Annotated in this window: 14 protein-coding genes; 10 read left to right on the top strand and 4 right to left on the bottom strand. The window is 55.6% G+C overall.

The window, feature by feature from the left end:
• The 6 genes from RRF55_RS25525 to lipA form a co-directional block, all read left to right on the top strand.
• Positions 1 to 319 (top strand): SPOR domain-containing protein (locus tag RRF55_RS25525; protein ID WP_044243288.1); only part of this gene is annotated, 319 nt, incomplete at its 5' end.
• Positions 320 to 457: 138 nt separating this feature from the next.
• Positions 458 to 1,657: a D-alanyl-D-alanine carboxypeptidase DacA gene (gene dacA / locus RRF55_RS25520; protein ID WP_002894539.1), complete on the top strand. Its 1,200-nt coding sequence runs from the start codon at positions 458 to 460 to the stop codon at positions 1,655 to 1,657.
• Between the two features lie 112 nt (positions 1,658 to 1,769).
• On the top strand, positions 1,770 to 2,033 hold the full coding sequence (ybeD, locus tag RRF55_RS25515) for a DUF493 family protein YbeD (RefSeq protein WP_002894474.1): 264 nt from the start codon (positions 1,770 to 1,772) through the stop codon (positions 2,031 to 2,033).
• Positions 2,034 to 2,137: 104 nt separating this feature from the next.
• The gene (lipB, locus tag RRF55_RS25510; RefSeq protein WP_002894472.1) at positions 2,138 to 2,782 is read left to right on the top strand and encodes a lipoyl(octanoyl) transferase LipB; all 645 of its coding nucleotides are present in this window, start codon (positions 2,138 to 2,140) and stop codon (positions 2,780 to 2,782) included.
• A 130-nt stretch (positions 2,783 to 2,912) separates the two neighbouring features.
• Positions 2,913 to 3,872, top strand: a complete 960-nt coding sequence (locus tag RRF55_RS25505; RefSeq protein ID WP_074185265.1) for a YbeF family transcriptional regulator — start codon at positions 2,913 to 2,915, stop codon at positions 3,870 to 3,872.
• Positions 3,873 to 4,052: 180 nt separating this feature from the next.
• The gene (gene lipA, locus RRF55_RS25500) at positions 4,053 to 5,018 is read left to right on the top strand and encodes a lipoyl synthase (protein ID WP_002894467.1); all 966 of its coding nucleotides are present in this window, start codon (positions 4,053 to 4,055) and stop codon (positions 5,016 to 5,018) included.
• Between the two features lie 190 nt (positions 5,019 to 5,208).
• Here the strand turns inward: lipA and tatE are convergent, their stop codons facing one another.
• Both tatE and RRF55_RS25490 read right to left on the bottom strand, forming a co-directional pair.
• Positions 5,209 to 5,415 (bottom strand): twin-arginine translocase subunit TatE, encoded by a 207-nt coding sequence (gene tatE / locus RRF55_RS25495; RefSeq protein ID WP_002894464.1) that lies wholly within the window; start codon positions 5,413 to 5,415, stop codon positions 5,209 to 5,211.
• A gap of 242 nt (positions 5,416 to 5,657) precedes the next feature.
• The gene (locus RRF55_RS25490) at positions 5,658 to 6,446 is read right to left on the bottom strand and encodes a deaminated glutathione amidase (RefSeq protein ID WP_004191334.1); all 789 of its coding nucleotides are present in this window, start codon (positions 6,444 to 6,446) and stop codon (positions 5,658 to 5,660) included.
• Positions 6,447 to 6,535: 89 nt separating this feature from the next.
• Here RRF55_RS25490 and crcB point away from each other — a divergent pair, with 89 nt between their 5' ends.
• Positions 6,536 to 6,919, top strand: coding sequence for a fluoride efflux transporter CrcB (crcB, locus tag RRF55_RS25485; protein WP_002894459.1), 384 nt, complete (start codon positions 6,536 to 6,538; stop codon positions 6,917 to 6,919).
• Positions 6,920 to 6,986: 67 nt separating this feature from the next.
• Here the strand turns inward: crcB and cspE are convergent, their stop codons facing one another.
• Both cspE and pagP read right to left on the bottom strand, forming a co-directional pair.
• Positions 6,987 to 7,196, bottom strand: a complete 210-nt coding sequence (gene cspE, locus RRF55_RS25480) for a transcription antiterminator/RNA stability regulator CspE (protein WP_002439184.1) — start codon at positions 7,194 to 7,196, stop codon at positions 6,987 to 6,989.
• Between the two features lie 194 nt (positions 7,197 to 7,390).
• Positions 7,391 to 7,909 (bottom strand): lipid IV(A) palmitoyltransferase PagP, encoded by a 519-nt coding sequence (gene pagP / locus RRF55_RS25475; RefSeq protein WP_004183399.1) that lies wholly within the window; start codon positions 7,907 to 7,909, stop codon positions 7,391 to 7,393.
• A 338-nt stretch (positions 7,910 to 8,247) separates the two neighbouring features.
• On the opposite strand from pagP, the gene dcuC reads away from it, so the two are divergent.
• The 3 genes from dcuC (at position 8,248) to rnk (ending at position 11,100) form a co-directional block, all read left to right on the top strand.
• A complete protein-coding gene (dcuC, locus tag RRF55_RS25470) occupies positions 8,248 to 9,621 on the top strand; it encodes an anaerobic C4-dicarboxylate transporter DcuC (RefSeq protein WP_031592802.1) in 1,374 nt (457 codons plus the stop codon).
• Between the two features lie 92 nt (positions 9,622 to 9,713).
• Positions 9,714 to 10,511 (top strand): ribonuclease I, encoded by a 798-nt coding sequence (rna, locus tag RRF55_RS25465; RefSeq protein WP_004176884.1) that lies wholly within the window; start codon positions 9,714 to 9,716, stop codon positions 10,509 to 10,511.
• A 178-nt stretch (positions 10,512 to 10,689) separates the two neighbouring features.
• Entirely contained in the window at positions 10,690 to 11,100 is a 411-nt protein-coding gene (gene rnk, locus RRF55_RS25460) for a nucleoside diphosphate kinase regulator (RefSeq protein WP_002894404.1), read from the top strand.
• Positions 11,101 to 11,247 lie beyond the last annotated feature (147 nt).

Genomic DNA, 11,247 nt, shown 5'->3' with positions numbered 1-11,247 from the left:
TGGCTCCATTCAGGGTAATGTGGCGCCCGCTGCGGCCACCGCCGCAGCCGCTGGCGCCGTGGCGGCCTCGTCCTCCGCGACCTCCAGCGCCAGCGGTAATTTTGTTGTCCAGGTGGGCGCAGTAAGCGACCAGACGCGGGCGCAGCAGTATCAGCAGCGCCTGAGCCAGCAGTTTTCTGTGCCAGGCCGGGTCATGCAAAACGGCGCGGTCTGGCGTATTCAGCTGGGTCCCTTTGCTGATAAAGCACAGGCCAGCGCCGTGCAGCAGCGCCTGCAAAGCGAAGCGCAGCTGCAGTCCTTTATTACTCGCGCCAACTAAACGCCGCGGGCCGCCCGTTCACCTCGCGCATGTAAAAGTCATTAACAAACTCATGCGCAATGTCGGATGCTGGCCCGCAGAGCATTTGCTATAGTAAGGCACTTTTTTAACTCCATCACGGATGCCGTTGTTCTGACCATGAAGACCTCTTTCACCGCTCGTTTACTCATTACGGCGCTCTCCGTTGCAGCGCTCTCCTCCGCTGCCCGCGCCGATGACCTGAATATCAAAACGATGATCCCAGGCGCCCCGCAGATTGACGCCGAATCCTGGATCCTTATCGATTACAACTCTGGCAAGGTACTGGCTGAAAACAATGCCGACTCCCGCCGCGACCCGGCCAGTCTGACCAAAATGATGACCAGCTATGTTATCGGTCAGGCGATGAAAGCGGGCAAATTCAAAGAGTCCGATCTGGTCACCGTCGGCAACGATGCCTGGGCCACCGGCAACCCGGTTTTCAAAGGCTCTTCTCTGATGTTCCTCAAGCCGGGCATGCAGGTGCCGGTTTCTCAGCTGATCCGTGGTATTAACCTGCAGTCCGGTAACGATGCCTGCGTGGCGATGGCCGACTACGTCGCCGGCAGCCAGGACGCCTTCGTCAGCCTGATGAACAACTACGTCAACGCTCTGGGCCTGAAAAACACCCATTTCCAGACCGTTCACGGTCTTGATGCTGACGGACAGTACAGCTCCGCGCGCGACATGGCGCTGATTGGCCAGGCGCTGATCCGCGACGTACCGAACGAGTACTCCATCTATCGTGAGAAAGAGTTCACCTTCAACGGCATCCGCCAGCTGAACCGTAACGGCCTGCTGTGGGATAACAGCCTGAACGTCGACGGCATCAAAACCGGCCATACCGACAAAGCGGGTTACAACCTCGTCGCTTCCGCCACCGAAGGCCAGATGCGCCTGATCTCCGCGGTAATGGGCGGCCGGACGTTCAAAGGCCGTGAGTCGGAAAGCAAAAAACTGCTTACCTGGGGCTTCCGCTTCTTCGAAACCGTCAACCCGATTAAAGCTGGCAAAGAGTTTGCCTCCGAACCGGCCTGGTTCGGCGACAGCGATCGCGCTTCGCTGGGGGTGGATAAAGACGTCTACCTGACCATTCCGCGCGGCCGAATGAAAGATCTGAAAGCCAGCTACGTGCTGAATAACACTGAGCTGCACGCCCCGCTGCAGAAAAACCAGGTTGTCGGCACCATTAACTTCCAGTTGGATGGTAAAACCATCGACCAGCGTCCGCTGGTGGTCCTGCAGGAAATTCCGGAAGGTAATTTCTTCGGCAAAATTATTGATTACATTAAATTAATGTTCCACCACTGGTTTGGTTAAAAATCGAACACTTGAAAGTGTGATTTCCATCCCCATATACTATTCATCCAAGTAACCTGATAACTCCCGCCCTTGGTGGGAGTTATTATTTTGTCGTAACACCGGAGCTGACATGAAAACCAAACTTAACGAACTGCTTGAATTCCCTACGCCATTTACTTACAAAGTAATGGGGCAGGCGTTGCCGGAGCTGGTTGATCAGGTGGTGGAAGTGGTACAGCGCCATGCGCCTGGTGATTACTCGCCGTCAGTAAAACCGAGCAGCAAAGGTAACTACCACTCGGTCTCCATCACCATCAACGCCACCCACATTGAACAAGTGGAAACGCTGTACGAAGAGTTAGGCAATATCGATATCGTTCGGATGGTGCTGTAACCTTTTCCCTGACCCGGCCGCCGTGCCGGGTCTTCTCATTCCCTTCTGCACGGCTGTGATATACTCCCCAACCTGAATTCTCTCTTCCCGGCGGAGATGTTGTTTTGCAGCACAATAAAATTCTTATCCGGCAGCTTGGCCTGCAACCTTACGAACCCGTCTCGCAGGCGATGCATGAATTTACCGACGCCCGTGATGAAGATACCCTCGACGAGATCTGGCTGGTGGAACATCACCCCGTATTCACCCAGGGTCAGGCCGGCAAAGCGGAACACGTGCTGGTGCCCGGCGATATTCCGGTGATCCAGAGCGATCGCGGCGGCCAGGTCACCTATCACGGTCCGGGACAGCAGGTGATGTACGTCCTGTTGGACCTCAAGCGCCGTAAGCTGGGCGTGCGGGAGCTGGTGACGCTGCTGGAGCAAACGGTCGTCAATACCCTGGCTGAATATAGTATCGAGTCGCACCCCCGCGCCGATGCCCCTGGCGTCTATGTCGGCGAACGCAAAATCTGCTCCCTGGGATTGCGGATCCGTAAAGGTTGTTCTTTCCACGGTCTGGCGCTTAATATCGCCATGGATCTCACACCGTTTCTGCGTATCAACCCCTGCGGCTATGCCGGTATGGAGATGACGCAAATGCGCCAGTGGCAGCCGGCAGCCTCCCCGGAGACGGTCGCTCCGCGACTGGTCGCCAATCTGCTGGCGCTGCTAAATCATCCACCACACGAATATCTTCCCCGGGATTAAGCGGCAGGCCAACGTCCCGCTGTCAGCGGGGCGCTAAACGAGTAACACGTTATTTTTGCAATCAATTGTCACGCACGGCAACGCGGTGGGCCGCTATACTTGGCCTATCATTCCCAACCGGACTCATCGCGTGCCAGAGAATACGCCTCCGTCAGAATCTCCTGACAGACAGGATGAACGTTACGATCGTCAAATGTTTCGCATCCTGCGTAATATTGACCTCAATCTGTTGACGATCTTTGAAGCGGTATACGTGCATAAAGGTATCGTCAACGCCGCGAAGATACTCAATATCACACCGTCGGCGATTAGCCAGTCAATTAACAAACTGCGGGCGCTGTTCCCCGATCCGCTATTTATCCGCAAAGGACAGGGCGTCACCCCCACCGCCTATGCCACCCATCTTCATCAATACATCAGCCGCGGCATGGAAGCTTTCCTCAGCGCGCTGGATATCACCGGTAGCCCGCACCAGCAGCGGGTGATCACTATCGCCACTACGCCAGCGATGGGAGCGCTGCTGATGCCTGGCCTGGCCAGCGCGCTGAAGCCGACCTTTCCGCAGATCCTGTTGCACAATATCGCCATCGTCGACGCCGCGCGGCAGCTTGACCAGCGCCAGGTGGATCTGCTCATTGATACCCACCTGCACAGCGGCCAGGCGATAAGCCATCATGTGCTGTATCAGGATCGGGTACAGATGTACTGCCGCGCAGGGCATCCCGCGCTGGACGGTCCGCAGGATGAAACGATCCTCGCGGAGTACGAATTTGCCCTGCTGCTGCCGGAAGGCCAGCGCTACCCCACCCTCCATCGCCGACTACAGGAAGAGATGGGCGAGCGCCGCTGCGGCTTTAGCACCTTTAACCTGATGACCCAGGCGGCGATGATCGCCGGAAGCGATATGCTGGGTCTGACCACCGAACGCCTGTTCGCCATGGTGTCCCGTCTCTGGCCGCTGCAGACCCTGGATTTCCCCTCCCTCGGTGAAGAGCAGATTGACGTTGCGCTGCACTTTAATAAGCTGAGCGGGAAAGAGCCATTGCTGAAAGAGATCATCGAGACGGTGATCCGTTCGTTTAAGGCGTAGCGCACGGAAGGGAAAAGGATAAAACAACAACTATTTTACAATTTGCCGGGCAGGCAGGCTGCTTTCTGCCCCTTTTCAATGGTATACTGCCTGCTCTTGATTCAAAAATAGTTGATAATTGCAACATTTCATTGAATTAATTCGCTTTCCTTCGTGACTCGCAACTGGAACACGCACGCTATGAGTAAACCCATTGTGATGGAACGCGGTGTTAAGTACCGCGACGCCGATAAAATGGCCCTTATCCCGGTGAAAAACGTGGCAACTGAGCGTGAAGCTCTGCTCAGAAAACCGGAATGGATGAAAATCAAACTTCCGGCAGACTCGTCCCGTATCCAGGGAATCAAAGCAGCGATGCGTAAGAACGGCCTGCACTCTGTGTGCGAAGAGGCCTCCTGCCCGAACCTTGCAGAATGCTTCAACCACGGTACCGCGACCTTTATGATCCTCGGCGCGATCTGTACCCGCCGTTGCCCGTTCTGCGACGTCGCGCATGGACGCCCGGTCGCGCCAGATGCAAACGAGCCACAAAAGCTGGCGCAAACTATCGCCGATATGGGTCTGCGCTATGTCGTAGTCACCTCGGTAGACCGTGACGACCTGCGTGATGGCGGCGCACAGCATTTTGCCGACTGCATCAGCGCCATTCGCGAGAAAAACCCGTCGATTAAGATCGAAACGCTGGTTCCGGATTTCCGCGGCCGCATGGATCGCGCACTTGATATTCTGACGGTGACCCCGCCGGATGTCTTCAACCATAACCTCGAAAACGTGCCCCGTCTTTATCGTCAGGTACGTCCGGGCGCGGATTACAACTGGTCGCTGAAGCTGCTGGAGCGTTTTAAAGAAGCGCACCCGGAGATCCCGACGAAATCCGGCCTGATGGTAGGTCTGGGCGAAACCAACGACGAGATCATCGAAGTGATGCGCGACCTGCGTCGCCATGGCGTCACCATGCTGACGTTAGGCCAGTATCTGCAGCCGAGCCGTCACCACCTGCCGGTGCAGCGCTACGTCAGCCCGGAAGAGTTTGAAGAGATGAAAGCGGAAGCGATGGCGATGGGCTTCACCCACGCCGCCTGCGGTCCCTTCGTCCGCTCTTCCTATCATGCCGACCTGCAGGCTAAAGGGATGGAAGTTAAATAACCCACCGCTTCCGCCGCTGCGCGCCTGTTCGGCGCAGCGGCTCTCTCCGCTTCATCCGTTTCGCCTGTCCGTAACAGTTAGTTGCATCTTTTCTCCGCGGCGTCGACAAAAACGACAAAGGCCGCAACGATAAACGTCGCGGCCTCTTCGCCGTACCGCCAGCATCCCGTCAGGGGACGCAGCCGGAGAATTACTCTTTATGAGAGAGCTTCTGCGCCGGCGCTTCTTCTTCTGCGGTGGTTTTCTTCGCGCTATCGTCATCTTCGTTCATGGCTTTTTTAAAGCCCTTGATAGCCGACCCCAGGTCGCCGCCCAGCGTACGTAATTTCTTGGTACCAAACACTAAGATAATCAGTGCTGCGACTACCAGCAGTTTGGTAATACTAATCTCACCCATAGCTAACCTTCTTCTCTATACAAGCTGCGAATACGCCATCATACACGCATTTATCCGTCCTATTGTAATCCACCTGTGCGTGGGCTGCGTGTTTCGGCCCATAGCCTCCCCTCCGGGAGTGAGCGCTGAGATGTCCATCCTGACGTGCACAGCGAATTATTGGGATAAACAATACGGGTATTTGACGCGCGGACACAATAGCAATCTGTAACAAGGTGAATCAAGCCTTGTTTAAAAAAACGTCATAATAATTGCGGTGGCGCAAATCGTCGGTTCCGCAGCACTGGCAAACGCTCGCGAACGCGCGCAAGGTCATCCGCTAAGAGATCGGCAAAGATCAGCTGCGGCTCGCTCCCGGCCCCCGCCAGAGTGGTCCCCAGCGGATCGACGATGCGGCTCAGCCCGATATTGCGCGTTCCGCATTCGCCTGCCGCCACGATATAGCAGGTAGTATCGAGAGCGCGTGCCGCCAGCAGCGTCGCCCAGTGATGCTCTTTCTGCGGCCCTTTCACCCATGCAGCGGGCAGCACCAGCAGCTGTGCCCCATTCAGGGCCAACGAAAGCGCCAGTTCCGGAAAGCGAAGATCGTAGCAGGTCATCAGGCCAACGCGTAATCCCGCCACCTCAATCACCGGCGGGATCTGCTGACCGGGATCCACCCGCCGGGACTCCTGCATCGCGAAGGCGTCATATAGATGAAGTTTATGATAATGGGCAATCACTGCGCCTTCCCGCAATACCACCAACGTGTTGGTCGCTCTCCCCTCCCCTGACGGCACATGGAGCGTCAGGACCGTGGTCAGGCTGTTACGCCTGCTCTCGGCCAACAGCGGCTGCAAAAATGCGCCATCCAGCGGCTGGGCCGATTTAACTGACAGATCCGGGTCGTTGTCATCCCGCGCCAGCAACGCCTCCGGCAGCACCAGCAGCGCCGCCCCTTCTTGCTCCGCCTGCTGCATCATCGCCACACAGGTTTGCGCATTCGTCCGCCATACTGGCGTGACGGCAAATTGTCCTGCCGCTACCCGCATGTTCTTCTCCCGTCAGGTTATGGATAGCCAATCGCGCCCGATGCGCGCTACACTTGACACTCTCTTACATCAAATAGCAGGAAACGACCGTGTTTCAACTTCTTTGCGCCGTTTTTATTGGCGGCGGCACCGGCAGTGTATTGCGCTGGTGGCTCGGCATGAAGCTCAATCCTGTGCACCATGCTATCCCGATTGGGACTCTAACGGCCAACCTGTTAGGCGCCTTTGTGATTGGCGCCGGGCTGGCGTGGTTTAATCGTCTGACCGGTATTGACCCGATGTGGAAACTGCTGATTACCACCGGTTTCTGCGGCGGCCTGACCACGTTCTCCACCTTTTCTGCGGAAGTGGTGTTTCTCCTGCAGCAGGGCCGGGTAAGCTGGGCGCTGCTCAACGTCGCGGTGAATTTGCTGGGTTCGTTTGCGATGACGGCGGTCGCCTTCTGGCTTTTCTCGCAGGCGGCCAGCCGCTAAAAGCGAAGGAGACAGGCAAAAAAAAACCCGCTTATTAGCGGGTTTTTATATTCTACTGACGCGTTGCTTACAGAGCGATGACGTTTGCAGCAGAAGGGCCTTTGGCACCGTTAGTGATTTCGAACTCTACGCGCTGACCTTCAGCCAGAGTTTTGAAACCGTTGGACTGGATTGCAGAGAAGTGTACGAATACATCTTTGCTGCCATCTTCCGGAGTAATGAAACCGAATCCTTTGGACTCATTAAACCACTTAACGTTACCTTTAATCTTAGACATCAAAATTACCTTTATATGAAAAATCGACACTAATGCTGTGTCGGGTATCAGTACACCAATTGTGGTACCTTTTGTCCAGTGCAACTTTGCTAAAAAGTGATAAAAGTCGCTATCTTTTTTAGTGGGTAACGCTTTAGTCCTTGTTTTTGCACAAGACCTTCCGCTTATCTCATTTATTGCTAAGACTTAGCGAATTAAAACTGGAAGCGCGCCCAGGCGAAGTAAACGTTACCGTTATTGTAGGTGCCGGGAATATAGGTCATCTGGAAAGTTGCCGGACCGTAACCTATTGACGCCAATGGCAAGATCACCGGGATCGGGATGTAGTTCCAGTTATCGCGCGCCGTGACGCCGAGGGTATAGCCAAGGCCGAGGTGGAAATTCTGGTCCGTCAGCGGGCGCCAGGTTTTCTCCCAGCCGTAGCCGCCGATGGGCTCCCACTTATTAAAAGAGTCTTTAAACGCCATCAGGTACAGGCCATGCCAGTTCCCTTTCTCATCCCAGCGCGAGACGCCGAAACCTGCCCCCCACGGACGTTCGTTATACTTATCGGTTTTTTCCTTGTCATAGGCAAAGCGCGCATGCCAGGTGATGGCTGGAACGTACAAATCATAGTGCTCCGGCTCATTCCAGGTCTGCGCTACGTTATTACTTAAGGTATGGTAACCTTCGCTAAGGGTCGATGAAAACGACGCGCTGGCGTTTCCGGACACCAATAACCATCCTAAAAAACCAAGAGAAAACAATGAAAAACGACGTAACATCAACACTTTTCTATTACCACTTTGATTTAAAAACCACCTAAAATAGCAAAGATAATCTCAATGCAGGTTGAACGAAATAAGGCAAACTCCTGATTTTCGCCCGCTGTCCATCAGAACGGCTTAACTATCCATCTGGTGATTATATCCAGGCGTGACGGGGGACGTGTAGTTCTTATCGCTTTATTGATTTGCATCAGCGAGTTTTGTCCGTTTTTTCGGCACATTCGCACATTAAAATTTGGTGTGGTGCTTTTTATCTACATATTCTTTGGGTTTAGGGGTAATAAATGCTGACGTTTATTGAGATCCTGATAGGGATCGTGGTCATTGTGGGCGTAGCCCGCTATATCATTAAAGGCTACTCGGCCACCGGGGTGCTGTTCGTCGGAGGCTTAATCTTACTGATCGTCAGCGCCCTGCTGGGACATAAAGTGTTACCGGGTAATACCGCGAGCACCGGCTATTCCGTTACCGATATTATTGAATACATTAAGATTCTACTCATGAGCCGCGGCGGCGATCTGGGCATGATGATCATGATGCTGTGCGGCTTCGCCACCTATATGACCCATATTGGCGCCAATGATATGGTGGTCAAATTAGCGTCGAAGCCGTTGCGCTATATTAATTCGCCCTATCTGCTGATGATTGCCGCCTATTTTGTCGCCTGCCTGATGTCGCTGGCCGTCTCCTCCGCGACCGGCCTTGGCGTACTACTGATGGCGACGCTGTTCCCGGTAATGGTGAATGTCGGTATCAGCCGCGGGGCCGCCGCCGCCATCTGCGCCTCACCGGCGGCGATTATCCTCTCGCCAACCTCGGGTGACGTCGTCCTGGCGGCCAAAGCCGCTGAAATGCCGCTGATCGACTTTGCTTTTAAAACCACGCTGCCGATCTCCATCGCGGCCATTATCTGCATGGCGATCGCCCACTTTTTCTGGCAGCGCTATCTGGATAAAAAAGAGCACATTTCTCACGAGATGCTCGATGTCAACGACATCACCACCACCGCCCCGGCGCTGTATGCCATTCTGCCGTTTACCCCGATCATCGGCGTGCTGATCTTTGACGGTAAATGGGGGCCGGAGCTGCACATTATCACCATCCTCGTTGGCTGCATGCTGCTGGCGGCGATCCTCGAGTTCCTGCGCGGTTTCAACACCAAAAACGTCTTTAGCGGGCTGGAAGTCGCCTACCGTGGAATGGCCGACGCCTTCGCCGGCGTAGTGATGCTGTTGGTTGCCGCCGGCGTCTTTGCCCAGGGGTTAAGCACTATCGGCTTTATCAACGGTCTGATCTCAATCGCCACCTCCTTCGGCTCGGCCAGCATTATTCTGATGCTGGTGCTGGTGATCCTGACCATGCTGGCGGCGATGACCACCGGTTCCGGTAATGCCCCGTTCTACGCCTTCGTTGAGATGATCCCCAAGCTGGCGCACTCCTCCGGCATCAATCCGGCCTACCTGTCGATTCCGATGCTGCAGGCTTCTAACCTCGGCCGCACGATATCGCCCGTCTCCGGGGTGGTGGTCGCCGTTGCCGGGATGGCGAAGATTTCCCCATTCGAAGTGGTCAAGCGCACCTCAGTGCCGGTGCTCGTTGGCCTGCTGGTGGTGATCGTTGCTACTGAAATCCTGGTGCCCGGCAGCGCGCTCCACTAATGGTCTAACCACGCGAAAAGGCGCCAGCGGGCGCCTTTTTTATGCTTTAATAACTCCCCGTTATCTTTTGCCATCCATAATCAGGAATAAAAATGTTCAGGAAGGATTTCGCCGCGATTGCCCTTGTGCTTACCGCCACTCAGGCCGGTGCTGAACCGCTCACCGCGACGCGATACGCTGATTTTGACCGCTACGTCCTTGCCCTCTCCTGGCAAACCGGATTCTGTCAGAGCATGTATGACCGCAATCGCAACGAACCGGAAGAGTGTCGCCTGCAGCAGGACACCGCGAATAAAGCCGACTTTCTGACCGTGCATGGCCTGTGGCCCGGGCTGCCAAAGTCCATTGCCGCGCGCGGAGTGGATGAACGTCGCTGGATGCGCTACGGCTGCGCCACGCGTCCGGTGCCCAACATGCCGGAGGTAAAAGCGAACCGCAAATGCCAGGCGGCGGAGACCGGACTGTCGCTGGAGATGGCCAATAAACTTAATAATGTGATGCCGGGATCGGGCGGCACCTCCTGTCTGGAACGCTACGAATATGCCAAACATGGCGTCTGCTTCGGCTTCGATCCCGACAGCTACTTTGGCGCCATGGTGCGACTAAACGGTGAAATTAAGCGCAGCCCGGTGGGGGATTTTCTCGCGAAGCACTATGGCCAAACGGTCAGCCGCGCCGACTTCGACGCCGCCGTGGCCCGCGCCTGGGGTCCGCAGAGCGTGAAGGCGTTTAAGCTAACCTGCAACGGTAATCCGGCCTATCTGACGGAGATGCAAATCTCGCTCAACGCCGCGACCATCAACGCCCCGCTGGCCACTTCCGCTTTTCTGCCCCAGCCTCACCCGGGTAACTGCGGCGCACAGTTTATCCTCGATAAGGTTGGTCACTAGCGCAAAGCGGGATGCTGATTGGAAAACACCGTCCGCCGGATGGTGTTGCACGCTGAATGTGCGTTTCATCACTTCAAACTGCCGGCAACTCTCAGTATGATGGTAGGACCTTAACCCTTGCCCCTTTCGGCGAGGGTTTTCTTTTACGGACAGGTTCCTGGATAACATGGAGTATGCAATGACCAGACCCGCAATCATCATTAATGAACTGGATGCCGAACGTATCGACAGGCTGCTGGAGCAGCCGGCTTTCGCCAACTCACCGGTTGCCGATGCCCTGAATGAGGAACTCGACCGCGCGCAAATGCTGGCCCCGGAAGCGATGCCGCATGATGTCGTCACCATGAATAGCAGGGTAAAATTCCGTGATTTAACCAGCGGCGAAGAGCGCGTGCGGACGCTGGTGTTTCCGTCACAGGTGACCGACAGCGCCAGCCAGCTCTCCGTCCTCGCGCCGGTGGGCGCCGCGCTGCTGGGCCTGAAAGTCGGCAGCACCATTCACTGGGAGCTGCCGGGCGGCGCATCGACGCACCTGGAAGTGCTGGAGCTATTGTACCAGCCGGAAGCCGCTGGCGAATTCCACCGCTAATCCCGCTGCCTGAGGCGTTTCGCGCTTTATTCAGAGGATGTCCGCACATCCTCTTTCTGCTGTTTTCCCGCCGCTTACCCTTTTTTACGCTTTGCGCCTGCCTGGCTGACAGTTTTGCGACCTGAATGACACAATATCCGCATATAA

Origin of the sequence: Klebsiella sp. K47, assembly GCF_051858335.1 — a bacterium.
GTDB classification, from domain to species: Bacteria; Pseudomonadota; Gammaproteobacteria; order Enterobacterales; family Enterobacteriaceae; genus Klebsiella; species Klebsiella pneumoniae.
The sequence above is the reverse complement of the archived record's forward strand: the minus strand, read 5'-3'. Positions and strand labels throughout refer to the sequence as shown.